This window comes from Halobaculum sp. EA56 (assembly GCF_051195075.1).
Classification (GTDB): Archaea; Halobacteriota; Halobacteria; order Halobacteriales; family Haloferacaceae; genus Halobaculum.
On the sequence record NZ_JBNTJX010000010.1, the window covers coordinates 97,275 to 120,871 of the forward strand.

Annotated in this window: 26 protein-coding genes and 1 tRNA gene; 13 read left to right on the forward strand and 14 right to left on the reverse strand. The window is 72.2% G+C overall.

Features of this window, described 5'->3' with window-relative positions; translation table 11 throughout:
• The first annotated feature begins 100 nt into the window (after nt 1-100).
• The gene (locus tag ACQUQ1_RS15855; protein ID WP_435065289.1) at nt 101-682 is read left to right on the forward strand and encodes a 2Fe-2S iron-sulfur cluster-binding protein; all 582 of its coding nucleotides are present in this window, start codon (nt 101-103) and stop codon (nt 680-682) included.
• Nucleotides 683-842: 160 nt separating this feature from the next.
• Nucleotides 843-915, forward strand: a tRNA-Arg gene (locus ACQUQ1_RS15860).
• Nucleotides 916-1,259: 344 nt separating this feature from the next.
• Here the strand turns inward: ACQUQ1_RS15860 and ACQUQ1_RS15865 are convergent.
• Nucleotides 1,260-1,991 carry a GNAT family N-acetyltransferase gene (locus ACQUQ1_RS15865; RefSeq protein ID WP_435065290.1) on the reverse strand — a complete coding sequence of 244 codons (732 nt, stop codon included), beginning with the start codon at nt 1,989-1,991 and terminating at the stop codon, nt 1,260-1,262.
• A 164-nt stretch (nt 1,992-2,155) separates the two neighbouring features.
• Between ACQUQ1_RS15865 and ACQUQ1_RS15870 the strand changes: the two genes are divergently transcribed.
• Nucleotides 2,156-3,817: an ArnT family glycosyltransferase gene (locus tag ACQUQ1_RS15870; RefSeq protein WP_435065291.1), complete on the forward strand. Its 1,662-nt coding sequence runs from the start codon at nt 2,156-2,158 to the stop codon at nt 3,815-3,817.
• Here ACQUQ1_RS15870 and ACQUQ1_RS15875 read toward each other — a convergent pair.
• Entirely contained in the window at nt 3,723-4,766 is a 1,044-nt protein-coding gene (locus ACQUQ1_RS15875; RefSeq protein ID WP_435065292.1) for a zinc-dependent alcohol dehydrogenase family protein, read from the reverse strand. The genes ACQUQ1_RS15870 and ACQUQ1_RS15875 overlap by 95 nt on opposite strands.
• Nucleotides 4,767-4,937: 171 nt before the next feature.
• Here ACQUQ1_RS15875 and ACQUQ1_RS15880 point away from each other — a divergent pair, with 171 nt between their 5' ends.
• Together ACQUQ1_RS15880 and ACQUQ1_RS15885 are read left to right on the forward strand one after the other, a co-directional pair.
• On the forward strand, nt 4,938-5,783 hold the full coding sequence (locus tag ACQUQ1_RS15880) for a DUF4397 domain-containing protein (RefSeq protein ID WP_435065293.1): 846 nt from the start codon (nt 4,938-4,940) through the stop codon (nt 5,781-5,783).
• A gap of 156 nt (nt 5,784-5,939) precedes the next feature.
• Complete coding sequence (locus ACQUQ1_RS15885) at nt 5,940-6,218, forward strand: ArsR/SmtB family transcription factor (RefSeq protein ID WP_435065294.1); 279 nt, start codon at nt 5,940-5,942, stop codon at nt 6,216-6,218.
• A gap of 30 nt (nt 6,219-6,248) precedes the next feature.
• Here ACQUQ1_RS15885 and ACQUQ1_RS15890 read toward each other — a convergent pair whose 3' ends face one another.
• Both ACQUQ1_RS15890 and ACQUQ1_RS15895 read right to left on the reverse strand, forming a co-directional pair.
• Complete coding sequence (locus tag ACQUQ1_RS15890) at nt 6,249-6,440, reverse strand: hypothetical protein (RefSeq protein ID WP_435065295.1); 192 nt, start codon at nt 6,438-6,440, stop codon at nt 6,249-6,251.
• A 127-nt stretch (nt 6,441-6,567) separates the two neighbouring features.
• Nucleotides 6,568-8,118, reverse strand: a complete 1,551-nt coding sequence (locus ACQUQ1_RS15895) for an FAD-binding oxidoreductase (protein WP_435065296.1) — start codon at nt 8,116-8,118, stop codon at nt 6,568-6,570.
• A 130-nt stretch (nt 8,119-8,248) separates the two neighbouring features.
• Here ACQUQ1_RS15895 and ACQUQ1_RS15900 point away from each other — a divergent pair, with 130 nt between their 5' ends.
• Nucleotides 8,249-8,638 carry a hypothetical protein gene (locus ACQUQ1_RS15900; protein WP_435065297.1) on the forward strand — a complete coding sequence of 130 codons (390 nt, stop codon included), beginning with the start codon at nt 8,249-8,251 and terminating at the stop codon, nt 8,636-8,638.
• A gap of 9 nt (nt 8,639-8,647) precedes the next feature.
• Here the strand turns inward: ACQUQ1_RS15900 and ACQUQ1_RS15905 are convergent, their stop codons facing one another.
• The 3 genes from ACQUQ1_RS15905 to ACQUQ1_RS15915 form a co-directional block, all read right to left on the reverse strand.
• Nucleotides 8,648-9,253 (reverse strand): GNAT family N-acetyltransferase, encoded by a 606-nt coding sequence (locus ACQUQ1_RS15905; protein ID WP_435065298.1) that lies wholly within the window; start codon nt 9,251-9,253, stop codon nt 8,648-8,650.
• Between the two features lie 147 nt (nt 9,254-9,400).
• The gene (thsA, locus tag ACQUQ1_RS15910) at nt 9,401-11,053 is read right to left on the reverse strand and encodes a thermosome subunit alpha (protein ID WP_435065336.1); all 1,653 of its coding nucleotides are present in this window, start codon (nt 11,051-11,053) and stop codon (nt 9,401-9,403) included.
• Nucleotides 11,054-11,223: 170 nt separating this feature from the next.
• The gene (locus ACQUQ1_RS15915) at nt 11,224-11,799 is read right to left on the reverse strand and encodes a hypothetical protein (RefSeq protein WP_435065299.1); all 576 of its coding nucleotides are present in this window, start codon (nt 11,797-11,799) and stop codon (nt 11,224-11,226) included.
• Nucleotides 11,800-12,035: 236 nt separating this feature from the next.
• On the opposite strand from ACQUQ1_RS15915, the gene ACQUQ1_RS15920 reads away from it, so the two are divergent.
• Nucleotides 12,036-12,746 (forward strand): DNA polymerase sliding clamp, encoded by a 711-nt coding sequence (locus ACQUQ1_RS15920; RefSeq protein WP_435065337.1) that lies wholly within the window; start codon nt 12,036-12,038, stop codon nt 12,744-12,746.
• A gap of 104 nt (nt 12,747-12,850) precedes the next feature.
• Here the strand turns inward: ACQUQ1_RS15920 and ACQUQ1_RS15925 are convergent, their stop codons facing one another.
• The 4 genes from ACQUQ1_RS15925 to rio1 all read right to left on the reverse strand — a co-directional run bounded on the left by ACQUQ1_RS15925 (nt 12,851) and on the right by rio1 (nt 16,938).
• On the reverse strand, nt 12,851-13,414 hold the full coding sequence (locus ACQUQ1_RS15925) for a KH domain-containing protein (RefSeq protein WP_435065300.1): 564 nt from the start codon (nt 13,412-13,414) through the stop codon (nt 12,851-12,853).
• A gap of 119 nt (nt 13,415-13,533) precedes the next feature.
• Nucleotides 13,534-14,847, reverse strand: a complete 1,314-nt coding sequence (locus ACQUQ1_RS15930) for an MFS transporter (RefSeq protein WP_435065301.1) — start codon at nt 14,845-14,847, stop codon at nt 13,534-13,536.
• A 129-nt stretch (nt 14,848-14,976) separates the two neighbouring features.
• Complete coding sequence (locus tag ACQUQ1_RS15935; RefSeq protein ID WP_435065302.1) at nt 14,977-15,951, reverse strand: DUF7351 domain-containing protein; 975 nt, start codon at nt 15,949-15,951, stop codon at nt 14,977-14,979.
• A 57-nt stretch (nt 15,952-16,008) separates the two neighbouring features.
• Nucleotides 16,009-16,938 (reverse strand): serine/threonine-protein kinase Rio1, encoded by a 930-nt coding sequence (gene rio1 / locus ACQUQ1_RS15940; protein ID WP_435065303.1) that lies wholly within the window; start codon nt 16,936-16,938, stop codon nt 16,009-16,011.
• A gap of 185 nt (nt 16,939-17,123) precedes the next feature.
• On the opposite strand from rio1, the gene ACQUQ1_RS15945 reads away from it, so the two are divergent.
• Together ACQUQ1_RS15945 and ACQUQ1_RS15950 are read left to right on the forward strand one after the other, a co-directional pair.
• Nucleotides 17,124-17,768 carry a SatD family protein gene (locus ACQUQ1_RS15945; protein WP_435065304.1) on the forward strand — a complete coding sequence of 215 codons (645 nt, stop codon included), beginning with the start codon at nt 17,124-17,126 and terminating at the stop codon, nt 17,766-17,768.
• Between the two features lie 28 nt (nt 17,769-17,796).
• The gene (locus tag ACQUQ1_RS15950) at nt 17,797-18,216 is read left to right on the forward strand and encodes a hypothetical protein (RefSeq protein WP_435065305.1); all 420 of its coding nucleotides are present in this window, start codon (nt 17,797-17,799) and stop codon (nt 18,214-18,216) included.
• Nucleotides 18,217-18,268: 52 nt separating this feature from the next.
• Here the strand turns inward: ACQUQ1_RS15950 and eif1A are convergent, their stop codons facing one another.
• Entirely contained in the window at nt 18,269-18,556 is a 288-nt protein-coding gene (gene eif1A / locus ACQUQ1_RS15955; RefSeq protein WP_435065306.1) for a translation initiation factor eIF-1A, read from the reverse strand.
• 163 nt (nt 18,557-18,719) lie between these two features.
• Between eif1A and ACQUQ1_RS15960 the strand changes: the two genes are divergently transcribed.
• The 3 genes from ACQUQ1_RS15960 (at nt 18,720) to ACQUQ1_RS15970 (ending at nt 20,334) form a co-directional block, all read left to right on the forward strand.
• Entirely contained in the window at nt 18,720-19,574 is an 855-nt protein-coding gene (locus tag ACQUQ1_RS15960; protein ID WP_435065307.1) for a class I SAM-dependent methyltransferase, read from the forward strand.
• 45 nt (nt 19,575-19,619) lie between these two features.
• The gene (locus ACQUQ1_RS15965) at nt 19,620-19,799 is read left to right on the forward strand and encodes a DUF7470 family protein (protein WP_435065308.1); all 180 of its coding nucleotides are present in this window, start codon (nt 19,620-19,622) and stop codon (nt 19,797-19,799) included.
• Nucleotides 19,800-19,953: 154 nt separating this feature from the next.
• Nucleotides 19,954-20,334 carry an Hsp20/alpha crystallin family protein gene (locus ACQUQ1_RS15970; protein WP_435065309.1) on the forward strand — a complete coding sequence of 127 codons (381 nt, stop codon included), beginning with the start codon at nt 19,954-19,956 and terminating at the stop codon, nt 20,332-20,334.
• Nucleotides 20,335-20,471: 137 nt separating this feature from the next.
• Here ACQUQ1_RS15970 and ACQUQ1_RS15975 read toward each other — a convergent pair whose 3' ends face one another.
• Nucleotides 20,472-21,488 carry a tyrosine--tRNA ligase gene (locus ACQUQ1_RS15975; RefSeq protein WP_435065310.1) on the reverse strand — a complete coding sequence of 339 codons (1,017 nt, stop codon included), beginning with the start codon at nt 21,486-21,488 and terminating at the stop codon, nt 20,472-20,474.
• A 231-nt stretch (nt 21,489-21,719) separates the two neighbouring features.
• Between ACQUQ1_RS15975 and ACQUQ1_RS15980 the strand changes: the two genes are divergently transcribed.
• Nucleotides 21,720-22,154: a hypothetical protein gene (locus ACQUQ1_RS15980; protein WP_435065311.1), complete on the forward strand. Its 435-nt coding sequence runs from the start codon at nt 21,720-21,722 to the stop codon at nt 22,152-22,154.
• 49 nt (nt 22,155-22,203) lie between these two features.
• On the opposite strand, the gene ACQUQ1_RS15985 is transcribed toward ACQUQ1_RS15980, so the two are convergent.
• Nucleotides 22,204-23,334 (reverse strand): ORC1-type DNA replication protein, encoded by a 1,131-nt coding sequence (locus tag ACQUQ1_RS15985; protein WP_435065312.1) that lies wholly within the window; start codon nt 23,332-23,334, stop codon nt 22,204-22,206.
• Nucleotides 23,335-23,597: the final 263 nt, after the last annotated feature.

Consider the following 23,597-nt stretch of genomic DNA (forward strand, 5'->3'; position numbering starts at 1 on the left):
GTCCTCGCCCGCGAACACGTTCGCCGTCGGCGGGTTCGGGCGGTCGCGGCCGCGCTGGATAATCACAACCCTTGTTACCCCCCGCTTCCAACCCGCAACCATGGTAGACCCCGTGGCAGTCGGGTTCGGCGCGGGCCTCGTGTTGGTCTTCGTCGCCCTGCACTTCGCCCGCGGCACGGGCTGGGAGCCCACCGCGGACATCTCCGACGAGGTGCTCGAACACCGCGCCTCCACCGTCGAGGAGACGGAGTTCCCCGAGCCGGGGAGCCGTGCCATCGGGGGCGGCAGCGTCCCCGCCGGCGCGGTCGCCGCCGGCGAGGAGGGCGAACTGGAGGAGGGCGAGGCGGCCGAGGAGTCGTCCGGGCCCGGCGACATCCCGGAGGACGAGATCGAGTACTTCGAGGTCGAGTTCGTCAAGGAGGGCGACACGATCGAGGTCGCGAACAACGAGACCGTCCTGGAGGCCGGCGAGGACGAAGGCTGGGACATGCCCTACGCCTGCCGGCAGGGCCAGTGCGTCTCGTGTGCCGGGCAGATCACCTCCGGCGGCAACGCCGAGGAGTACGTCGAACACGACAACCAGCAGATGCTCGACGACGCCGAACTCGACGAGGGGTACACCCTCACCTGCGTCGCCTACCCCCGCGCCGACTTCACGATCGAGACCGGCGAGGCGCCGTAGCGTCCCCTTCCCTCCCGTCGCGGACCCGACCCGTCGCCGACTCGCTTTTCGCCTTTCGGAACCGTCGTCCGTGCGCCCGCCAGCGGCGCGTCGCCGCCGGCGGGTCGCCGTCGCGTCGGTTCCGAAGGCTTATTCGCGGGGCCGCGGTACGGGGGTGTGAGGGCGGCTAGTTCAGCGGACAGAACGCTTGGTTCCGGACCAAGAGGTCGGGGGTTCAAATCCCTCGCCGCCCGCTTCTGCGCGACGCACGGCGACGACCGAAGGGAGGAGCAGCGGCGCGCGAACGGTTACGCGAGGGATTTGAACTACGGAACGAGCGAGCGGCAGCGAGCGAAGTTCAGGTGGTTCAAATCCCTCGCCGCCCGTGTTCTGCCGGACGTACTGCGACGAGCGATGCGACCGAAGGGAGCGGAGCGAGAAGCCGAGTCCGGTGGGAACCGTTCCGCAAGAGGGATTTGAAGTAGACGAGACGCAGCGCCGAGCGGAGCGAGGCGACCGTCTCGGCGTGGTCAAAATCCCTCGCCGCCCGTGTTCTGCCGGACGTACTGCGACGAAGGTCGCGACCCGAGTCCCCGACTCAGAACGTGTACGCCATCATGACCTCGTCGACGTGTTCGTCGTCGATGGTGTAGTGGTCCCTCCGGATCGCCTCGGTCTCCCAGCCGTGGTCGTCGAGGAACTCCAGCGCGGCGGCGTTGGTGACGGGGACGCTGTTGTACACCTTCCGGAAGCCGTTGGCCTCCGCCCAGTCGAGGCCGCGCCGGAGGAGCTTCCCGCCGATCCCGGACCGGCGGTGCTCGGGGACGACCCCGACGGTCTGCTTGGCTGTCTCGCGCACCCGCGACACCTGCGGGAGGTCGAGGTGGGTCCACCCGACGATGTCGTCGTCGACCGTGGCGACGAAGAACACCCGCGACTCGACCGAGTTGTGCCGCGTCACCGTCTCCTCGTACAGCAACTGCTCGGCGATGCTCTCGGCGACGACGTACGTCTCCTCGTCGGTGACCGCGCGGATCGCCGCCACCAGCCCCTCGAAGTCGTCCTGGCGGGCCGGCCGGATCGTGAACGACGTTCCCCCGCTCTCGTACTCCTCGACGGCCCCGACGTCGAGCGCGACCCGGAGGGTCCCCCCGTCGTCGTCGAGGTACCCCCGCGACTCCAGCCGGCCGAGTTCCCGCTCGAACTCCTCGGCGTCGGCCGACACGGTCTGCTGAACGACGTGGCGGTTCGCGGTCCCGTGCCGCTCGACGTACTCGTAGATGCGCTTGCTCACCTCGGACTCGAACGTGGGCCGCTCGACGACCTCCATACGGACCCCATCGACCGCTCGGGGTTTAGCGTTTGTCACGCGGTACCACGTCACTCGGATCCTGTCGCCGTCGGTTCGTTCCCCGCTTGATGCGCCGGTATGTTTCTATTTCTCAACAGTATCGCCCGGTTAGTTATATGTCGATCTCGTCGAACGCGCAACCGATGGAGCGTTCGAACTATCTCCGCTCGACGACTGTTTCGGACCTGGTGGGGTGGTACCCGCTGGTGTTCCTCGCCCTCGCCGTCGGTCTCCCGCTGGGCTACCTCAACCAGCCCCTCCACTTCGACGAGGCGATCTACCTGGTCGTGGCCGAACAGGTCGCCGGGTCGGGGCGTCTGTACGCCGACGTCGCCGACCACAAGACGCCGTTGATCTACGTGATCGCGGCGGCGGCGTACGAGCTGACCCCCCGACCGGTTCACCTCCTCCGTCTCCTGACCTACGCCGTCACGGCCGCCTCCGCCGCGCTGGTCGTTCGGCTGGGCCGACGCGTCTTCGGTCGGGCGGTCGGGATGGCCGCCGGGCTGGTGTTCCTGACGATGTCGTACCTCCCCCACTTCGACGGGTTCTTCTACATGACGGAGCCGTGGGCGACCCTGACGATGCTGGTCGCCGCCCTCCTGCTGCTTCGGGAGGAGCCGATCGCGGACGCCGGCGCGGGGGTCGCCCTCGCGGTCGGCGTACTGTTCAACCAGACGGTGTTCCTGTTCGGCGCGGCTGTGATCCTCGTTCACGCCGTCGGGCTCCGATACCCCGAGCGGCGCACGAGACGCTACGTCGTCGACTCGCTTCGCCGGCTCCTCGTCGTCGGAGCCGGCTTCCTCGTCGCCGTGGCGCTCGCGCTGGCGGCGTTCTACGTCCGCGGCACGCTCGACGAACTGCTGTACTACGCCGTCGTCCTCCCCGCGAGCGCCTACGACACCCAGTTCGAGCTGTACGGGCACCTGCTCGCGCTCGGGACGCTCCTGCCGGTCTGGCTGCTGAGCGGGTGGACGCTCCTCCGGGTGGCCGACGCCGTCGCGCGCGGCCGGACCGTCGACGACGGGGTTCTCCTCGTCGCGGTCTGGGCGGCGGTCCTGAGCGTCCCTGGCGCGACGGGGTTCTCGGGCGATCACAAGCTGCTGTTCGCCTTCCCGGCGATCGCGCTGCTCGCGACCGTGGGGGCCGCGCGGGCGGCCGAACGCGCCCGTCGAGACCTCCGCCCCGTCGGGGGGCTGCGCGAGCGCCTTCCGGAGCGGTCGACGGCGGTGACGTTCCTGCTCGTCGCGACGCTCCTGTGCTCCGGGGTCGTCGCCGCCGGAGGGAACGTGTGGTACGCCGTCCTGTTGCAGGACGAGGACCTCGGCGACCAGCGGCGGTCGGTCGACGGGATCGCCGACCACGTCGAGGGGGACGTCTACGGCTACCCGGTGCAGGCGCAGGTGTTCTACCACGCCGACGGGATCGAGCCGGCGACGACGTGGGTCGGCCACGTCTACGCCGACGAGGTCGTCACCCCGGCGGTCGCCGCCCTGCGGTCGGGCACGGTCGACTACGTCGTCGTGCGGAAGGGACACGTGGTCGACGGACGAGTCGTGACGAAGGGGTACTGGCCGGAGCAGAAGGAGCCGATCGTCGCGCAGATCAACGCACGCTACGAGCCCGTGGCCGAGACCGACACCTACGTCGTCTTCGGGCGGGCCGACGGGACGAACCGTACGGACGCCCGGAACCGTGCGACGGGTCGACCTACGCCCAGGGCTTCACGAGCACCTTCACCGCCTCGCGCTCGTCCATCATGCGGTAGCCCTCGGGCACGCCGTCGAGGTCGACCGTCTCGGTGAAGACCGGCGACGGGTCGAGCGTCCCCTGCAGCACGTCGGCCATCAGCTCCTCGGCGTACGCCCGGACCGGGGCGACGCCGCCGCGGAGGGCGACGTTGTCGCCGAAGAACGGGAACAGGTCGAGGCCGCCGTCCATCCCGTGGGGGACGCCGACGTAGCCGACGGTGCCGCCCGGACGGGCGACCGCCACCGCGGTCTCCATCGCGGAGGCGGCGCCCACGCACTCCAGTACGTGGTTCGCGCCGCCGTTCGTGATCGCGAGTACCTCCTCGACCGCCGCCTCGCCGTGCTCGGCGACCGTGTGGGTGGCGCCGAACCCCTCGGCGAGCGCGAGGCGGTCCTCGTGGTGGCCGACGGCGACGATGCGCTCGGCACCGAGGCGCCGGGCGGCGGCGACGCCGCACAGGCCGACGGCGCCGTCGCCGACGACGACGGCGTCCTCGCCGGCCTCCACGCCCGCGGAGACGGCGGCGTGGTGGCCCGTCCCCATCACGTCGGTGAGCGGGAGCAGCGAGCGGAGCGCGTCCTCGTCGTCGGCGTAGCGGTCGGGCACCCGGACGAGCGTGCCGTCGGCGTGCGTCGAGCGGACGAACTCCCCCTGGGCGCCGCCGTTGTCGCCGCCCCACGAGTCGCGGTGCTCACACGAGGTGTGGATCCCCTTGCGACAGAACTCGCAGGACCCACAGGAGATGGCGAACGGGGCGAGCACGCGGTCGCCCGGCTCGACCGAGCGCACGTCCTCGCCGACCTCCTCGACGACCCCCATCGGCTCGTGCCCGACGCCCGTGCCGGCGTCGCGGTCGCTCTCCCCGCGGTAGAACCACAGGTCCGACCCGCAGATCGCGGTGTGGGTCACGCGGACGATGGCGTCGGTCGGGTTCTCGATCTCGGGCTTGTCGACCTCCTCGACCCGGACGTCCCCGGGGCCGTGAAACACTGCTGCGCGCATACCGGGCCCGACGGCCGCCGGCCGTTTCAAGGCACGCGTGGCGGCGACCCGGCCGCGATGCTCCCAGGGTGGCGACGACGCCGACGGCCGTACCCGCCGATGTCTAGGGAGAATTGGGTCTCTTTTGCCATATTCTTCATACCGTTCACTTGCGAGGTACCTTCCGACGGTATGACAGAGACGACGAGACGAACCGTGCTGGGGGGCGTAGCGACCGGAACCGCGCTGCTGATCGGCGGCGTCGGCGCCGCCGCGGGCGACGACGGCGACGACGGGGAGGCGGGCCTGCGCGTGGCCCACGCCTCGCCGGACGCGCCGGCCGTGGACGTGCTCGTGGACGGCGACGTCGCCGTCGAGGGGCTGGCGTTCCGGGAGGTGACGGACTACCTCGAACTACCGACCGGCGAGTACGAGGTGGCGGTGACCGTCTCGGGGACGGACACGACGGTGTTCGGCCCCGCGGACGTCGACCTCGACGGCGAGGACTACACCGCCGTCGCCCTCGGCGAGGTATCGAGCGACGACACGGCGTTCACCGTCTCGCTGTTCGAGGACACCAACGGCGCGAACGTCGGCGACGACGAGGCGCGCGTCCGGGCGATCCACGCCTCGCCGGACGCTCCGGCGGTCGACGTGACCGTCGACGACGGGGCGCTCACCCTGTTCGACGGGGTCGCCTTCGGCGGGTCGAGCGGCTACGCCGTCGTCCCGACCGGGTCCTACGACGTGGAGGTGCGCCCGGACACGGAGGACGACGACGGCGAGGTGGTGTTCGAGGCGGAGGACGTCGAACTCGAGGGTCGGTCGACGTACACCGTGTTCGCGCTCGGCTACCTGACGCCCGACGACGAGCCCGCCGACGAGGCGTTCGGGCTCGCCCCGACGCTCGACGCGGGCGCGCCGCCGCGCGGCGACGGGCCGGACGACGAAGACGCGGACGACGACGGTGGACGCGGCCCGCACGAGGACGCTCCCGGCGGCGGCCGCGGGCGCAGCCGCGGCGGCGGGGACGACTGACGGTCCGCGTCCGCGTTCGCGCCGACGCCGGCGATCACGCCGCTCCCGCTGACGCCGTCGGCGCCGACCTCCGGGCACGCCGGCGCACCGAGCGTTCGTGCAGGCCGACCGCCGGTGTCGGTGCGCTTACCCGCGAGGAGTCCCTGTCGGTCTCCGATGGAGGCGGTCCTGTGGCAGGTGCTCGCCGGGACCCGGGGGGGACCGAACCGGGCGCGGATACTGCGGGCGCTCGCGGAGCGTCCGCGGAACGCCAACCGGCTGGCGTCGGATCTGGATCTCGCGTACAAGACGGTCAGACACCACCTCGACGTGCTCTCGCGCAACGACGTCGTCCGCGCGAGCGGGTCCGACTACGGCGCCGTCTACCTCCCGACTGATCGCGCCCGCGAACACTGGGACACCGTCGAGGAGATCGTCGACCACGTCGACGCGTGAGAGCGCCGGGACCCGGGCGTCGCCGGCGGCTCAGGCCGGCACCGCGCCGGGCGTCCGCCGGACGACGACGAGCGCGCCGCAGTCGGGGCAGGTCAGCGCCTCGCCGCCGTCGCGGTCGTGCGCGATCCAGTCACCGTCCGCCGGTGCCGCGTGCTCGCAGGCGGGACAGAACAGCGTGTTCTTGGGGGGCGGTCGTCGGGTCCGCGTGGAGGGGTCGTCCATACCTACGGTAGGTTCTCCGGACGGATAACCTCGTTCCCTGGATATCGGATGGTAGAGGCCGCCAAACGAATGATCGAGCGTGAACGATCCGTCGGCCGTGCGACGGACGTTCCCAGTCGCCGACGGCTCACAGGCGTCCGCTCGGGGCGAACACGCCGTCGGGGTCCCACGATTCCTTCACCTCCCGGAGCCAGCCGTAGTTGTCGGCGTACACGTCCCGGGCGGCGTCGGGGCCGCGCTCGGTCCCCGAGAAGTTCGGGAGTTCGCCGGCGGCCTCGCCGACCGCGCGGACCCGGTCGACGGACTCGCGCGCCCACGACAGGTGCGCGCAGTCGTCGGCCGGGTCGGCCCACTGCGCCTCGAAGTTGAGCACGACTTCGGCGTCGCGCTCGGGCACCGCCGTCTCCGCCGGGCCGAGGTCCGCGACCGCGCCGCCCAGCGGCCAGACGACGACGGTGTCGCGGGGGCCGGGGAGCGCGGCCATCCGCCCGGCGACGAGGTCGACCAGGTCGTCCGTGAACGTCTCGACGGCGACGGACGTCCAGTAGTAGCGGTCGCCGGCGGGCGACCCGCCGCCGAGGTACGCCTGGAGGTCGACGTACGGCACCCGCTCGGCGTGGTCGAACAGCGGGTCCGCGTCGCTCGCGCCGAGCGAGCGGAACGGCGCGAGCGCGCGCTCGCCCTCGGCGGGCGGGCCGGCGTGGGCGCCGAGGACGCACAGCGCGAGGTCGCCCGCGCGGTCGTCCGGGAACGACGGGTCGTCGGGGACGCGCGTCACGTACGGCGACACGTTCGTCTCCCGCGGGGCCTCGCGCTGGTGCCGGCGGTACGCGCGGAGGAGCGCGGCGACGTCCTCGGCGTCGTCGACCGGGAACCACGTGTCGCACATCGCCAGTTCCTCGGGGACCGGAACGAGGTCGAACTCCAGTTCGACGGCGACTCCGAAGTCGCCGCCGGCGCCCCGGACCGCCCGGAACAGGTCAGGGTTGGCGTCCGCGCTCGCCCCCGCGTTGTCCCCCGCGGCCGTCACGAGGTCGACGCGGGCGAGACGGTCGCACGCGAGGCCGTGCGCCCGCGAGAGGTAGCCCGTCCCGCCGCCGAGCGTCAGGCCGGCCACGCCCACCTCGGGGGCGACGCCCTGGGGCGTCGCGAGGCCGTGCTCGGTCGTCGCGGCGTCGAGCTCGCCGATGGTGACCCCCGGTTCGACGGTCGCGGTGCCGGCCGCCGGGTCCACGTCTACCCGGCGCATCGACCCCACGTCGCACACGAGGACGCCGTCGCCGACGGCGGTGCCGACCGAGGAGTGTCCGACCGACCGGGTGGCGATCCCCAGCCCCGTCGCCCGCGCGGTCCCGACGACGCGCGCGACGCCCTCTGGGGTGGCGGGGTAGGCGACGGCCGCCGGGAACGCCTCGCACAGGCCGTTCCAGACGCGCCGGGCCTCGCCGTACCGGGGATCGGCGGGCGTCACGACCGCGCCGGGGAACAGCGTCCGCCAGTCGCCGACGGCGTCGCGGTCGACGGGGTCCCCGTCGCCGTCGAGCGCGTCCCGGAGCGACGCGAGCGCGTCGGCGTGGGCGTCGGCGACCGCGCGGGCGTCGTCGCGACCGAACGCCGATCCGCCGTCGGCCGTCCCGTCGGAGCTGCCGCCCGCGGCGCCGTCCAATTCTCTGCTCATACCACCTGGTGTCGACACGGGGGGGAAAACCCATCGCGGGCGGGGTCGGCCGGCGACGGTCGCGGTCGTCGCGGCGCGCTCGCGACGCGACAGCGCAACGGCTATCGGTCCGCCGCCCGGACCGGCGCACATGGACCGACGGCGGGCGCTGGCGTACGCGCGTGTCGGGGTCGCCTACCCCGTCGGCAGCGTCGCCGCCGCGGTGGGGCTCGCGTGGCTGCTCGGCTGGGACCCGGGGCTCGCCGTCCTCGCGCTGTCGATGGGCGCGGCGGCCGCGCTGGTCGCCGTGACCGCCGCCGACACCGGCGGGATGCGCCCCCCGGAGGCCGACCGCGGGCGCGAACAGCACCGCGGCCTCCTCGGCTTCGACGGCGGCGCGTCGCCCGGCCGCGGGTCGGCCGGGGACCTCCCGGACGTGGCCCGGAGCCGTCGGGCGCGCCTGCGGGTGTTCTCGCTCGGCCTGTTCGTGCTCACCGTCGCGCTCGTGCTCGTGCTCGGCGGCGTCGTGCCCGGGATCTGAGCGGACGGTCTACCGAACCCGCTTCCGGTACAGCGTGTTCGCCGAGCGCGCGTCGAGTCGGTCGACCAGTCGCTCGGCTGTCCCCTCCGCGAACGCCGACGGCTCGACGTAGAGCCGGGACTCGCCGTCGACGCGGCGTCCTCCGAGGACCCGGTCGCCGTCGTCGACGCGCCGGCGGGCCCCGGCGGGGTCGGGATCGGCCCCCTGCACCAGCACCGCCCAGGGCTCGTAGCCGCACGCGCGGTAGAACCACTCCACTTCGCCCGCGGCGGCGACCTCGACCCGCGGGGCGTGCCCGGCCGCGTGCTCCTCGAACTCGGCGAGGAGCCGTCGGCCGACGCCCTCGTCGCGTCGGTCCGGCACAACCGCGATCCGGTCGAGCACGACCGCGTCCGGACCCTCGCCGGTCGGGTCCTCCTCGGGCCGCCGCGGTCGCCCGTGTGCCTCCCCGACGACGACGCCGTCGGCGGCGACGGCGACGACGAACAGGTCCGGGTGCGCCCGGTACCGCTCGCGGACGGCCTCGGGGGGCGCCTCGCTGCCGCCGTGCTCGCGGGCGAGCAGGACCAGCGACGGGAGGTCGGCGTCGCGGGCCGGGCGGACGGTCGCGGTCACGGTCCTCCGGCCGTACGCGACGGGGACTGAAAAGGGACCGCCGGCGCCGTCGCTACCGGGGGAAGCGTCGAAAGAATCGAGGATCGGTCGGGGGGCGGTGCGTGTCGGCGTCGGCGGGTGGCTGGGGTGGGTGGCTGTGAGCCTACTTCACATCGCGCCGCCCATGCCGCCCATACCGCCCATGCCGCCCATGCCGCCGGCGCCGCCGGGGCCGCCGGCGGGCTCGTCGTCGTCGTCGGAGCCGCCGCCCTTCAGGTCGCCGGCGGCGATGACGTCGTCGATGCGGAGGATCATCGTCGCCGCCTCGGTGGCGGACTCGATGGCCTGCGTCTTGACGCGGAGCGGCTCGACGACGCCCTCGGCGTCCATGTCGATCACGTCGCCGGTGTAGGCGTCGAGGCCGGCGCCGAACTCGCCGCCGTCGTGGCGGGCGCGCAGGTCGACCAGCGAGTCGATCGGGTCGAGGCCCGCGTTCTCGGCGAGGGTGCGCGGGATGACCTCCAGCGCGTCGGCGAACGCCTCGACGGCCAGCTGCTCGCGGCCGCCGACGGAGTCGGCGAAGTCACGCAGCCGCAGCGCCAGCTCCGTCTCGGGGGCGCCGCCGCCGGGGAGCACCTGCCCGTCCTGCAGCGTCGTGCGGACGACGCCCAGCGAGTCCTCGATGGCGCGCTCGACCTCGTCGACGACGTGCTCGGTGCCGCCGCGGAGGACGAGCGTGACGCTCTTGGCGTCCTCGACGTCCTCGACGAAGATGCGCTCGTCGCCGCCGATGTCCTTCTGGGCGACCGAGCCCGCGAAGCCGAGGTCGTCCTCGGTGATGTCGTCGAGGTTGGCGACGACGCGGCCGCCCGTCGAGCGGGCCAGCCGCTGCAGGTCGGAGTCCTTCGCGCGGCGGACGGCGAGGATGCCCTCCTGCGCGAGGTAGTGCTGGGCCATGTCGTCGATGCCGTCGCCGACGAAGACGACGTCCGTGCCGACGTCGACCAGCTTGTCGACCATCTCCTTGAGCTGCTGCTCCTCCTGGTCGAGGAACTGCTGGAGCTGGTCGGGGTCGGTGACGTTGACCTCGGCGTCGATCTCGGTCTCCTTGACCTCGATGGCGCCGTCGAAGAGGGCGACGTTGGCGTCCTCGACGGCGTAGGGCATGTTCTCGTCGACGCGCTCCTTGTCGACGATGACGCCCTCGATGAGCTCGGAGTTACCGATGGCGCCCCCGACGACCGTCTCGACGGAGACGTTGTCGGTGTCGACGGTGCCGTCGTCGTCGCGGACGGCGAGGACGGCGTCGACGACGAGCTCCGCGAGCGTGTCGCGGGCGGACTCGGCGCCCTTGCCGGTCATCGCCGTCGAGGCGATCTTCTCGAGCGTCTCGCGGTCGTCGGCGGTGACCTCGATGGCGTCCTCGGTGAGGACCTCCTTGGCCTTCTCGGCGGCCTGACGGTAGCCCTGGGCGATGGTCGTCGGGTGGACCTCCGAGTCGATGAGCTCCTCGGCCTGGTCGAGGAGCTCGCCGGCGATGACGACGGCCGTCGTCGTGCCGTCTCCGACCTCGTCCTCCTGGGTCTCGGAGACCTCGACGATCATGTTGGCCGCCGGGTGGTCGATGTCCATCTCCTTCAGGATGGTCACGCCGTCGTTCGTGACGACGACGCCGCCCGAGGAGTCGACGAGCATCTTGTCCATCCCTTTCGGACCGAGGGTGGTCCGAACGGACTCGGCGACGGCCTTGCCGGCCGTGATGTTCATCGACTGGGCGTCCTTGCCCGACGTTCGCTGGCTGTCCTCCGAGAGTACGATCATGGGCTGGTTGCCCATCCGCTGGCGCTGAGACATGAGTCACTCCCTGATTGTTTTCGATTCTATAAGTATGTTTCGGCAGCGGTTCGTCAACGCGTCGCACGACCCGGATTTGGCCGTGTGTGATGGCTTGTCACGAATTCTTTATATACGATCCCGGCGGCCCCGCGGCGTCAGAAGTCCGTGACCCGCGACTGGATCCGGCCGTCGCCGACGCCGGCATCGTCGACGACCCCGTCGTCGTGGCCGTCGCGGACGTATTCGGCGAACTCGTCGCCGGATATCTCGGTCCGGGTGTCCGCGAACGCCAGTTCCGTCAGCGACAGCGGCTCCCCCTCGTGCATCTTCCGGCGCACCTCGGCGACGCTCAGCGCCCGGAACGTCACGTCGAGGTCGACGGTCGCCGCGCGCCCCTCGCCCGCCTCCGCGAGGTTGATCCCCTCCGAGAGCACGGTCTCGAAGTCGAGGTCGGTGTCGTCGACGCCGCGGTAGAGGAACGCCACCGCCGAGACCAGCGCGTCGAAGGCGGCGGTCCCCTCGCGGTCGAGGCGGTCCTCGAACACCAGCCGTCGGTCCCGCTCGGCGAGGCGCTCCACCAGCAGTTCGAAGTCGTACAGCCCCGCGTGTACCCTGTCGCGGATGCGCGCCCGCGCGTTCCGCTCGGACTGCACGCTCGCGAACTCCGTCTCCCCGCGGAGGTACGCCCGGTCCGCCGGGCTGAGTATCCCCCGTTCGCGCTCGCCGCTCATAATCTAAAACGGGGTATGAAATAGAACCATATATAACTTCATAACTCGATACGAAGTATCTATCCGTTCGATCGCAAAAATACTTATGCCCCGACAGGACGCCGATCCGCCGATGTCGGACACGACGGACACGACGGACACGACCGAGACGACGGAGGCGTCGGACGGACAGACTCCGGCCGTCCCGGACGGGGCGCCGGTCAGGGTACGGGTGCGGGCGGGGACGCTCGATCCCCCTGCTCGCGGCGGTCGGGTCGCTCGTGGACGAGTGTCGGCTGACGTTCGGTCCCGACGGGATCCGGGCGGCCGCGATGGACCCCGCGACGGTCGCGGCCGTGGAGGTGGAGCTGTCGGCGTCGGCGGCGGCGGCCTACGAGGCCGACGGCACGACCGTCGGCGTCGACGTGAACCGGCTCCGGGAGGTCCTCGGGACGGCCGACGGCGACGACCCGGTGACGCTCGCGTTCGATCCGGAGCGGTTCCGGCTCCACGTCGTCGCCGGCGAACTGGAGTACGCGATGGGGCTGTTCGACCCCGAGAGCGTCCGTGGTCCGCCCGAGGTCGAGGAACTGGGCTTCGAGCACACCGCGGCGCTGACGCTCCCCGGCGAGACCGTGGGGCGGGTCGTGACGGCCGCGGGGATGGTCGCCGACCACCTCTCGCTCGGCGTCGACCCCGGCGAGGGCGCGTTCGTCGCGTCGGCCGACGGCGACACCGACGACGTGCGGTTCGTCGTGCCCGCCGAGGAGGCGGCGGCGTTCGAGGCGGGCGAGGCCGAGTCGCTGTTCTCGCTGTCGTATCTGGAGTGCATCGAGCGCGCGGTCCCGTCGGGGACGGACGTGCGCGTCACCCTCGGTCGGGAGGCACCACTCGGCGTCGAGTACGAGGTCGCGGACGGCCGCGGGCGCGTGGAGGCGTTCGTGGCGCCGCGGCTGCGGGCGACGTGAGAACGGGACCTGCGGGAACGGGACCGAACGGGACCGGAGCGGGTCGGGTCGGATCGGACCCGCGGACCCGGGCGGCTGGGGGCGGCGCTCCCGCGGCTACCGGCTCACCGCGGCTCCTCGGCGCTTCCCGAGGGAGTCGAGAGGTCGGGCGCGCCGTGGATCTCGTTGTGCTTGCGCTCGAGGAACGAGTAGACGGCGCCGTGGGGGGCGCCGTCGAGGATCATCCCCGTCGCGCGGCGGACGGCCTCGACCTCCTCGGGCTGGCCGATGACGCCAAGGGTGGTGCCCTTGATGACGACCTCGGCGCCCGAGAGGTCCTCCATCAGCTCGCGCGTGCGGCCGTTCTCGCCGATGAGGCGGCCCTTCTGGCGCTGGAGGTCGTTCTTGTTTCGCGTCTCGGCGGCCAGGTCGACCAACTCGAACCGTCGCAGGTCGTGCTCCAACAGCGACAGGGCGGACTCGGGGGTGAACCCGCGCCCGATGGCGCGGACGATGTCGGGCGCGACGAGCCCGGAGACCGGGTCGCCGACGGCGTCGATGGCGACCGAGCCCGACTCGGAGTCGATGTCCAGCCGGACCTCGGCGCGCTCCTCGATCTCCCGCATCGTCTCGCCGCCCTCGCCGATGAGCACGCCGATGCGGTCCTGCGGAACCTTCACGTGCTGCATACACCCGATTTCCGGCCGGACGCGGTTAAGGGTTCCCTCGGGAACCCGCCGCGTCACACGCCCGCACGGGCCGTCCGCGGCGGATCGCGGCGGATCCGGACGAGCCACTCGCCGACCGGCTACGCCTCCAGCGTCGTCGCCTCGGCGACGGGCGGGAGCCGCCGAAGCGACGGCACCGCGAGGACGTACACGGCGACCGACGCCAGCCCCACGGCCCCGAGCGCCATCGTCGCCCACACGCCGACGGTCTCGCCCAGCAGTCCGCCCGCGAGCGAGCCGACCGGCATCACCGCCACCGAGGCCGACCCGAGGAGGGCGCTCACCCGCCCGAGGAAGTCGTCGGGAACCATCCGCTGGATCATCGTCGCCGCGAGGACGTTCGTGACGCCGACCGGCACGAGCGCGACCGCCAGCAGCGCGGCCGTCGCCGCGAGCGTCGGGGCGACCAGCGCCGCCGCCCACGCGACGGCGGCGACCGCGAAGCCCGTCACCCACACCCGCGCGAAGCCGACCCGCGCCAGCCGCCCGCCGGCCAGCGCGCCGACGAGCAGCCCCGCCGCCGTCGCCGCCCGGATCGTTCCGTACGCGCCCGCGCCCCCCAGGCCGTCGGCGAACGCGGGCAGCACGGCCATCGTCGCGCCCAGCAGGCCGTTCGCCAACACGCCGCCGCCCAGCATCCACACCAGCGGCGTCCCCCGAACGAACGCGACGCCCGCCGCCAGCCGGTCGCGGTAGGCCGTCGGCTCCCCGCCGTCGGCCGTCGGTTCCGGCGTCGCCGCCGCGGCCTCGCGAACCGGCTCGACGCCGTCGACCTCGGCGTCCGCGTCGCCGTCGGCGGACCCGCGAACGTCGCCGGCCCCCGCCCGGGGGACGACGACGCCCGCGAACAGCACGGCCGCCGCGAGGAACGTCAGCGAGTCGATCGCGTACAACGCCACCGCGCCCACGAGCGCGATGAGCGCCCCGGCGAGCCCGTTGAACACCAGGTCCGCGCCCTGGTAGGCGAACGAGAACGCCGCGTTCGCGTCGGCCAACTCGTCGTCGTCGACGATCCGCGGGAGGGCGGCCGACTGCGCCGGGTAGACGAACTGGTTTACCAGCGAGAGCGCCGGCACGACGACGAGCACCAGCTCGACCGAGCGGACGCCGAGCGTCCACGCCGCCGGCACCGCGAGGACGACCACCGCCTGCACGAGCTGGGTGCTCACGAGCAGCCGCCGGAGCGGCCAGCGGTCCACGAGCGGGCCGACGAACGCCTGCAGCAGCTGCGGCCCCATCGTGAGCGCGCCCGCCAGCCCGGTGTACGCCGTCGAACCCGTGAGGTCGTACACGAGCCACATCGCCGCGACCGCATACAGGCTGTCGCCGGCGTTCGTCACCAGCCGCCCGGCGAACAGTCGCCGGAACGCCCGGTTGGAGCGGAGTGATCGCATACCCGTCGGCAGGCGCGCCCGCCGGATATACTGTCGCAGAATGACACTTCTGTCGGGGTGCCCGCAGAACGCCGCTTCTGTCGGGGATCCGTCGACCGTCGGCGTTCCCCGCTCCGTCGACCTCGCCGTTCAGGCCGTCTCCTCGACGGCGACGACGGCGCCGTCGGCGTCGACCGTCACCGTCAGCGCGTCGTCGCCGGCGTGGAAGGTGACGCTCGCGCGGTAGGGGTCGCCGCCGAGCGCGGTCGCCTCCGCGTCGAGACCGTCGAGTACCACCCACAGCGGTTTCGCCTCGGGGTCGAGGCCGCGGTCGTAGCAGAACGCGGTCACGGCCGGCCGGTCGAACAGCACCGTGGGCAGCCCGGCGCGGATGCGGTCGCCGCACCGATCACAGCGGACGGTCGCCACCGGCGCGTCCTCGTCCTCGGCCGCTTCGGCGTCGTCGTCCCGCCGCTCGGGCGCCGCTCCCGCCGGACCGACCGAGACGCGCATCGGGCCCGAACAGTTGGGACAGATTCCGCGACGCGCCCGCGCAAGCAGCGTCCGGAGGTGCGTGTCCACCACCCGCGGGACCTCCTCGGCCGGCCGGCCCGCCAGCACGCCCGGCGGACAGCCGAAGTCGGTGGTGTCGACGCCGCAGTCGGCGCACCGGACGTGCACCCGCTCGTCGGCGTAGCGGAGTTCGAGGTCGCCCTCGCAGGCCCAGCAGGCGCCGTCGACCGGCATCGTCAGGTCGTCGCCCGGCGCGTACGTCCCCTCCAGGAGCGCCCCGACGACGCGGCTCCCCGCGAAGCGTAGTCGGTACCCCCCGTCGGTCCGCTCGACGAAGCGGTCGGTCAGCCTCCCGAGGTGGTAGTTGAACCGTCCCGAGTCGTCGACGCCGGCGCGGTCGCGGAGCGTCTCGAACGGGACGCCGCCGCCGCCGAGGTCGTCGGCGTCGCGCTGGGCCTCCCACAGCTCCCTGAGGATGCGCAGGCGCGTCGCGTCGCCGAGGAGGGCGAACGCCGCCGCCGGGTCGAACGCGTCGGCCGCGGGGTCGACGGTGTCGTCGTCGACCGCGCCCCGGTCGTCGTCCGACCCCGCCGGCCCGTCGCGGTCGCTCATGTCGGACGGGTGAACGGCGGGGCGCTTGGCAGTGTCGGTCGGCGCGATCCCTCGCGGCTACCCGTCCCCGTCGCCGGCGCGGTCGGCCGGGTTCGGGTCGGTGTCGGGGTCGGGCTCGGCCGCCGGCTCCGGATCCGGCGCCGTGACGTACTCGCGCACCGCCTCGCCCTCGACGTCGAGCCCCTGCCGGGAGAAGAAGGAGGCGACGTTGCGGCAGTCGCGCCGGAGGAACTCCTCGGCGCTTGGGTGGTGGACCGTCACCGCCTGTCCCAGGTCGATGACGACCAGCTCCCCCTCGTGGATGATGAGGTTGTACTCCGAGAGGTCGCCGTGGATCAGCCCCGCGGAGTAGAGCCGGCGCATGTACTCGCGGACCACCTCGTAGGCGGTCTCGGGGTTCTCCACGTCGACCTCCGCGAGCCGGCGGGCGCGGTCGTCGGCGTGTCCGACCAGCTCCATCACGAGGACGTTTCGCTGGACGGCGATCGGCTCGGGCACCCGCACGCCGGCCTTCCGGGCGCGCGAGAGGTTCGCGAACTCCTTGCGCACCCACGCGAGGACGACCTTCTTCTTGTCGGAGCCGATGCCCTCGAAGCGGGGGTCCCCCTCGAGGTAGTCGCGCATGTGCCGGAAGTTCGAGGTGTTGATCCGGTACACCTTCGCGGCCACCTCGCGGTCGTCGGCGCCCAGCGCCTCGTAGACGTTCGCCTCCTTGCCGGTCGAGATCGGGCCGCCGAACGCGACGATGTGGCCGTCGCGGGTGAGCTTGTAGAGGGCCGCCAGAGTGGCGTCGTCGAACACCGACGCCTCCACCTTGAACTGCTCGGTGTCCTTGATCCGCTTGCGGAACTCGTCGAACTCGTCGTCCTGTCTGCGGGCGATGCGGTCTGCCTCGGTCCGTGCGATCTCGTCGACGTCGAGGTCCTCCCACTCGTCGCCCGGCGCGTCCGCCTCGTCGGGCTCGACGAACCCGAACTCTCCGGTCATCTGTCCCCGTGTACGCACCCGGGCGTGAAAAGCACCGGCACCCGTGGCCGACGACGCGACGGTTCCGCCGCGATCCGGCCGCGACCCGACTCCGTCCGGCCCGTCCATAGTTCAACCATATTTAGTTGATAATACCAGAGTCAACTATTTATGGTTGTGTCCTGTTGTCGGGAGACGAAGCACCAGTGAACGGGACCGAACGGACGCACGTGGTTCTGGGCGACGTGGTCGACTCCCGGAGCGATCCGGACCGCGAGGCGCTGCGCGACCGGATCGAGGAGGCGCTGGCGGCGGTCAACGAGGAGTACGCCGACGCCGTCGGCGCGGCGTTCGCGCCGATCAAGGGCGCCGACGAGTTCGGCGGGACGCTTCGCGACCCCGGGGTCGCCTACGGGGTCGTGCGGACGATCCAGGAGCGGCTCCACCCGACGGTCGCCCGCTACGCCGTCGTCGCGGGCGCGGTCGACGTGAACCCCGGCGCGAGCGACGTGACCGCGATGGACGGGCCGGCGTTCCACCGCGCCGACGAGGCGCTGGCGGAGCTAACCGACGCGGGCGGCGCCTTTCTCGTCGACACCGGGGACGCGCGCGCCGACGACCTCGCGACGGCCGCGGGCGATCTCGCCCTCGCGGTCCGCGAGGAGTGGACCGATCGCCAGGCAGAGGTCGTGCGGGCCTACCGCCGACACGAGACGCAGACGGCCGTCGCCGAGGCGCTCGGCGTGAGCACGCAGGCGGTGTCGAAGACGCTCTCGGCCGCTCGCTACGACCGCGTCAGGCGGGCCGAGGCCCGGATCGAGCGGGCGCTGGGCGCCGAACCGGATCGTTGATTACGAGCCGAACCGAGCGACGAGAACGATGCAGGTCGGACTGTCGACGTCGCCCGATTCCGCGGCGACCGTCGGAGACGTGCTCGTCGTCGGGACGGTGTACCTCGCGGGGTACGTGGCGCTGCTCGCGACGAGTTCCCCCGTGGTGGGCTACTTCCTCGAACGCTGGACCGGCACCGACCTGTCGTCCGGGATCGACGCCGACCAGCGCGATACCGGCCGCGTGATCGGCAAGTGCGAGAACGTGCTCGTGCTCACGCTGGTGTTCGTGGGCGCCTACACCGCGCTGGGGCTGGTGTTCGCCGCGAAGTCGATCGTCAGGCGCGAGGACATGACCAGCGGCGACACCACGTGGTACCTCGCGGGGACGCTCGTGAACTTCACCTACTCGATCGTCGTCGGCGTCGCGACGAGCGCCGCCGCGGCGACGATCCCGGCGGTCGTCTGAGGGGAGGGGGCGGAGGCCGAACTGGAGCGGTCGCCCCGGCGCCCCACCCGGCTCAGATGTGGCCCTCCTCGCGGAGTTGGTCGGCCTCCTGGCTCTCGTAGCGGTGCTCGATGTCCGCCTTCTCGTCCTGCCAGTCCCACGGGCTCACGAGGACGATGTCGCCCTCGCGGATCCAGGTGCGCTTCTGCATCCGGCCGGGGATGCGCGCGGTGCGCTCGACGCCGTCGAGACACCGCACCTTCACGCGGTTGGCGCCGAGCATCTCGGTCACCTCGGCGAACACTTCGTCGTCGTCAGGCATCCTGAGGTTCTTTCGACCCGTCCCGTCGCCGTCGCTCATACTCCTGTGTTCTCGCGTCCGACAGTTAAACTCGGCGGGAACGGACCGGCGCGGACGGCGGGTCCGCACGGCGCTCTCCCCGTTCACCGGCGTCCAGTCGCCCCGTCCGGGAGCACCGCGGGCCGTCCCGAACCGTTTTGCCGGCGGCGGCGCGACCCGGGATATGCCACCGGCCGACGAAGACCTCGTCGCTCAGTACGCCGACGCGTCGTCGCTCGCCGACCGCGGTTCGTTCAACGAGCGGTTCTCGACGGCCGACCGCCACCCGCACCGCTGGCTGTTCGACCACGTCGAGGTCCCGGCTGAGGGGACCGTCGTGGAGGTCGGCTGCGGGAACGGGTCGCTGTGGGCCGCGAACGCGGACCGGATCCCGGGCGGCGTCGAGGCGGTGCTCACGGACGTCTCCCCCGGAATGGTCCGGGACGCCCGCGACCGACTGCGCGAGGCCGGCGTCGACGCGGGGGTCCGTCACGCCGCCGGCGACGCCGGGACCTCCCCCGACGGGGCTCCCGTCGTCCGCTACGCCGTCGCCGAGGCGGGCGCCGTGCCGGTCCGGGACGGCGCCGCGGACGTCGCGTTCGCCAACCAGATGCTGTATCACGTCCCGGACCTCGACGCGGCCGTCCGCGAACTGCGGCGGGTGCTCGCCGGGGACGGCGTGCTCTACGCGACGGCGAGGACCCGGCGGAGCAAGCGTCGGCTGTTCGAGATCGCCGACGAGACGCTCGACGACGACGTGACGCCGCCGAACGCGGGGTCGACGTTCGTCGTCGAGAACGGCCGCGCGGCGCTGGAACGGGCATTCGACGACGTGCGCCTCCACACGCTCGACTCGTCGGCCGTCGTCGACGACCCCGACGCGCTCGTCGCCTACCTCGCGTCCATGCGCGAGTTCGCCGGCGTGCCCGAGTTCGGGCCCGCGGCCGCCGACCGCCTGCGCGAGCGGTTCGCCGCCGAGACGGCCGACGGCCCGCTCGTCCTGCAGGGGCTGTTCGGCGCGTTCGAGGCACGGCCGTGAGGACCGACCCGCCGGCCTTTTGAGGCCCACCGCCGACGACCGGGTATGATCGATAGACTCGGCACCGCCGGCGTCGCCGGCGCCGTGCTGCTGCTCGCCGGCCTCGCGCTCGTCGCGTGGTCGGCTCCGGTCGTCGCCGCTGGTCTCGCGCTCGTGCTGGTGGGCACCGGACTCGTCGTCAAGGGGCTCGCGACCAATCTGCTTCGCCAGTTCGGCTTCGCGTAGGGGCGACGGCCGCGGGTGTCGTCCTGCTGCCGGTGTCGGCCCCCTGCTCCCGGGATCGGTCGCCCCGGCGGGATCGCCGGAGCGCCCATTTTCGGGGACAAAACATTTTTATAGAAGCACGAACAATCAATAACTGGATTCGAGGTGAACAGCCATGGCGCTCCCCAGTAACACGGCGAGCTCCTGGATGCAGGGTCTCGACCTGCCGTCCCGGCTGTTCGGCCAGGGCGGCTTCGGCGGTACCGACTACGAACTGTACGAGGAGGACGGCGAGTTCGTCCTCACCATCGACATGCCCGGCTTCGACCGGGAGGAGATCGACCTCACGTGGGACGAGGGCGTCCTGAACGTCGCGGCCGAACACACCGACGAGGAGCGCGGCCGGAAGAAGACGTACCACCGACGCTTCCGCTTCCCGCGCGAGGTCGACGAGGACGCCATCTCCGCCCGCTACGAGAACGGCGTCCTCGAGGTGACGCTCCCGGCCGTCACCGGCGCCGCCCCCAGCGGCACGGCGATCCCCATCGAGGGCTGACCGTCGCCGCCCGCCCGCCGCCGCGGCGTGACCGCGCGACCGCCCGCGCGGTCGCCGCCCGTCGGCCGGAGCGTCCGTCGGTATCGCCCCCTCCGGTCGTATCGTCCGTCGGAGATGTCCCGTCCGGTTTCTCCGAACTACTCCCCGTCCAGCTCCCGGAGCACCTCGCGGCCGGGGGCGATGAGCCGGTCGAGGTAGTCGGCGAGCGCGCCCTTCGCGTCCGCGGGGTGGAGCTCCCCCGACTCCAGGTCCGCCGCCAGCGACTCGTACTCGTCGTACGTCAGGTCGCCGCCGTACTCCTCGGGCCGCTCGACGACGACGGTCTCGAACCGCGGGAACACGGAGTACTCGAAGATCTCCAGCACCGGGTTCTCCCGCTCGTTGCCCTCGTCGTCGGGGTCGGGGTCGCGCGTGGGCGGGCAGAACGCCCCGTTGATCTTCTCCTCGATGTCCGCCGTCGAGTCCTCCATCGAGATTGTGGTGCCCGAGGAGGAGGACATCTTGCCGACGCCGGTGTCCAGGTCCGCGAGGATCGGCGTGTGGATGCAGGGGCGCGCCTCGTAGCGGTGGTCGCTCTCTCCGTCCATCGCGGGCACCTGCTCGCGGTGGAGCATGTGGACCTTGCGCTGGTCCAGCCCGCCCACCGCGAGGTCGAGGTCGAGGTAGACGATGTCCAGCGCCTGCATCAGCGGGTACACCAGGTGGCTCACCTTCGCGGTGTCGCCGCCCTGGATCTCCGCCATCGCGCGCTGCGCCCGGTTGAGCGTCGTCGACAGCTCCAGCTCGTGGGTGTCGAGGACGTACTCCTCGTCCAGCTGGAACTCCGAGCCGTAGACGAACTCGGTCGCGTCGGCGTCGAGCCCGTACGCGAGGAACTGGTCGCGCATCCGCTCGGCCGTCTCGCGGATCTCCGCGAACGTCCCCTTGTCGTTGAGATAGGCGTGCACGTCCGCGAGGAGGACCACCACCTCGAAGCCCGCCTCCTGGAGGTCGATGAGCTTGGTCGCCGTCAGCATGTGCCCGATGTGGAGGACGCCGGACGGCTCGTAGCCGACGTACACCCGCTTGCCCTCGGGCTCCTCGGCTAGCGCGTGTACCTCCTCGTCGGTGACCACCTCGGTCGCGTTCCGGGTGATCAGCTCGTAGGCGTCCATACGCGAGGGTGTCGGGTGCGCCGAGTATGTCTTTCGGATGTGTGCCAGGGATTCGATCCGCCGTCGTCCCGGCGACGGGTACGTCCGTGTCACCCCGACGCTGCCGCTCTCCCTCGGCCCCGCCGGCGCCGGCGAGCCCGCGGACCCGACCGGTAGCCCGCGGTTACACCTCCGGCGGGACGGGGTACCCGCCGTGTACCTAACCGTTGCGAGCGCGTCCTCCCGCGTGGCATGTCCCCGCCCGACGACGAGACCGCTCCCCCGCCGCGACGCCGCCCTCCGGAGCGGGACGCCGCGACCCGCCGGAGCGACCTCCGGGAGCGGCTCCCCTCGATCGACGGCCCTCGGAGCTCCGACCGGCTCCCCTCCCGAGACAGTCTCCCGATCCCCGACCGGACCTGGCACCCGGACGGCCGCCCGGAACTCACCGTCACCGCGGTGGCGTTCTGGGCGGCCGTCGTCCTCCCGTTCGTGTCGCTGATCGCGCTGTTCTTCGTCCCCCGCACCCCCGCCGGACTGGCCGTGGTGGCGGCGCTGTTGGCGGCGAACGCGGTCGCGTTGGTCCTCGGCCACGACTACGAGCCGGGATCCGACGGGGGGACGGCTCCGGTCGACGCCGACGGGTCGCCGTCGGGGACGACGGGGCCGCGGTCCGGGTCGGAGTGAACTGAGCGTCGCCGCCCGCGGCGGGGCGGCGGGTCCCTCCGGCCGTCCGCTATCCCTCGATCCGCTCCAGCACCGCCTCGGGGTCGTACGCGAGCGAGATCGACCGCGAGCGGCCGCGTCCCTCCACCTCGGCGTACTCCGTCTCGACGAGGCCGAGCTGATCGAGCTTGTTGACGATCTCCGAGTAGCGCGTGTAGCCGAGGTCCGTCCGGTCGTGGAACGCCTCGTACACGGAGCCGGCCTGCTCGCCGTCGTGCTCGGCGAGCACCTCCACGAGCGCCGTCTCGGACTCCGAGAGGCCCCGCAGGCTGCGCGAGAGGTGGACGTACTTCGACTTGTCGTACGCCTCCTCGACGTCCTCGACGCTGATCGTCCGGGAGGCGCGCATCTCGGCGTTGAGGCCCGCCCGGCGCAGGAGGTCGATGCCGACGCGGAGGTCGCCCGACTCGGCGGTCAGCTCCGCCACCCGGTCGAGCTCGGTGGCGCCGAGGACGCCGTCGTGGAAGCCCCGCTTCGCCCGCTCGCGGAGGATGTCGACCACCTCGTCGACGTCGTACTTCGGGAAGAACACCTCCTCGGGGCGGAACACGGACTGCACCCGCGAGTCCAACTCCTCGATGACCGACAGCGAGAGGTCCGAGGAGACGCAGATGACGCCCACCTTCGCGCCGGCGTGGGCCTCGTGGGCCCGCAGCAGCGAGTAGAGCGCGTCGGAGGCCTCGTTCTCGTAGAACAGGTAGTTCACGTCGTCGAGCGCGACGACGAGCACCTCGTCCTCCTCGACGAGCCGGTCGGCGATCTGGCCGAACAGTTTCTTGAACGAGATGCCGGAGCTGGGCGGCTCGTAGTCGAAGATGCCCTCGAATATCCGCGAGAACACGGCGTAGCGGGTGGAGTCGACCTGGCAGTTCACCCGGACGGTGCGCACGTCCGTCTGGGCGCGAAGCTCCGAGAACAACTTCTGCACAGAGGTGGTCTTGCCGGTCCCGGGGGGCCCGCGGACGACGGTGTTGAGCGGGCGCGAGCCGCGCGCGGCCGGCCGGAGCGCGTACTTCAGCGACTCCAGCTGGCTCTCGCGGTGGCGGAACGTCTCGGGGACGTAGTCGATCTCGAAGACGTGCTCGTCGCGGAAGACGGACTCGTCCCACGAGAGCATCCCGTCCTCCGGGTCCCCGGGCATGATACCGGACCCTCGCGTGCCCGACCACTTAATCGTTCCCCGGTGCCGGGGTGAAAGTGAAACCGACACCGAGACCCGGAATACGCTCCGTTCGCCGTCGATTCCGTTTCAGTATCGCCCCGGTCGTCTCCGGCGCCGTCGGCGGTAGTGGTCCGCCGGTGACGGCGCCGTTCTCCGCCCGATCTCCGCCCCCGCCCGCACGCCTCGATACGCACCGAGCCCTGGTCGAATCCACCCGTGCCGATCCTCGCTCGCCCCGACGG

Coding starts and splice junctions, on each gene's coding strand:
- ACQUQ1_RS15855 (WP_435065289.1), top strand. CDS start 101: ATGGTAGACCCCGTGGCAGTCGGGTTCGGCGCGGGCCTCGTGTTGGTC.
- ACQUQ1_RS15865 (WP_435065290.1), bottom strand. CDS start 1,991: ATGGAGGTCGTCGAGCGGCCCACGTTCGAGTCCGAGGTGAGCAAGCGC.
- ACQUQ1_RS15870 (WP_435065291.1), top strand. CDS start 2,156: ATGGAGCGTTCGAACTATCTCCGCTCGACGACTGTTTCGGACCTGGTG.
- ACQUQ1_RS15875 (WP_435065292.1), bottom strand. CDS start 4,766: ATGCGCGCAGCAGTGTTTCACGGCCCCGGGGACGTCCGGGTCGAGGAG.
- ACQUQ1_RS15880 (WP_435065293.1), top strand. CDS start 4,938: ATGACAGAGACGACGAGACGAACCGTGCTGGGGGGCGTAGCGACCGGA.
- ACQUQ1_RS15885 (WP_435065294.1), top strand. CDS start 5,940: ATGGAGGCGGTCCTGTGGCAGGTGCTCGCCGGGACCCGGGGGGGACCG.
- ACQUQ1_RS15890 (WP_435065295.1), bottom strand. CDS start 6,440: ATGGACGACCCCTCCACGCGGACCCGACGACCGCCCCCCAAGAACACG.
- ACQUQ1_RS15895 (WP_435065296.1), bottom strand. CDS start 8,118: ATGAGCAGAGAATTGGACGGCGCCGCGGGCGGCAGCTCCGACGGGACG.
- ACQUQ1_RS15900 (WP_435065297.1), top strand. CDS start 8,249: ATGGACCGACGGCGGGCGCTGGCGTACGCGCGTGTCGGGGTCGCCTAC.
- thsA (WP_435065336.1), bottom strand. CDS start 11,053: ATGATCGTACTCTCGGAGGACAGCCAGCGAACGTCGGGCAAGGACGCC.
- ACQUQ1_RS15915 (WP_435065299.1), bottom strand. CDS start 11,799: ATGAGCGGCGAGCGCGAACGGGGGATACTCAGCCCGGCGGACCGGGCG.
- ACQUQ1_RS15925 (WP_435065300.1), bottom strand. CDS start 13,414: ATGCAGCACGTGAAGGTTCCGCAGGACCGCATCGGCGTGCTCATCGGC.
- ACQUQ1_RS15930 (WP_435065301.1), bottom strand. CDS start 14,847: ATGCGATCACTCCGCTCCAACCGGGCGTTCCGGCGACTGTTCGCCGGG.
- ACQUQ1_RS15935 (WP_435065302.1), bottom strand. CDS start 15,951: ATGAGCGACCGCGACGGGCCGGCGGGGTCGGACGACGACCGGGGCGCG.
- rio1 (WP_435065303.1), bottom strand. CDS start 16,938: ATGACCGGAGAGTTCGGGTTCGTCGAGCCCGACGAGGCGGACGCGCCG.
- ACQUQ1_RS15950 (WP_435065305.1), top strand. CDS start 17,797: ATGCAGGTCGGACTGTCGACGTCGCCCGATTCCGCGGCGACCGTCGGA.
- eif1A (WP_435065306.1), bottom strand. CDS start 18,556: ATGAGCGACGGCGACGGGACGGGTCGAAAGAACCTCAGGATGCCTGAC.
- ACQUQ1_RS15960 (WP_435065307.1), top strand. CDS start 18,720: ATGCCACCGGCCGACGAAGACCTCGTCGCTCAGTACGCCGACGCGTCG.
- ACQUQ1_RS15965 (WP_435065308.1), top strand. CDS start 19,620: ATGATCGATAGACTCGGCACCGCCGGCGTCGCCGGCGCCGTGCTGCTG.
- ACQUQ1_RS15970 (WP_435065309.1), top strand. CDS start 19,954: ATGGCGCTCCCCAGTAACACGGCGAGCTCCTGGATGCAGGGTCTCGAC.
- ACQUQ1_RS15975 (WP_435065310.1), bottom strand. CDS start 21,488: ATGGACGCCTACGAGCTGATCACCCGGAACGCGACCGAGGTGGTCACC.
- ACQUQ1_RS15980 (WP_435065311.1), top strand. CDS start 21,720: ATGTCCCCGCCCGACGACGAGACCGCTCCCCCGCCGCGACGCCGCCCT.
- ACQUQ1_RS15985 (WP_435065312.1), bottom strand. CDS start 23,334: ATGCCCGGGGACCCGGAGGACGGGATGCTCTCGTGGGACGAGTCCGTC.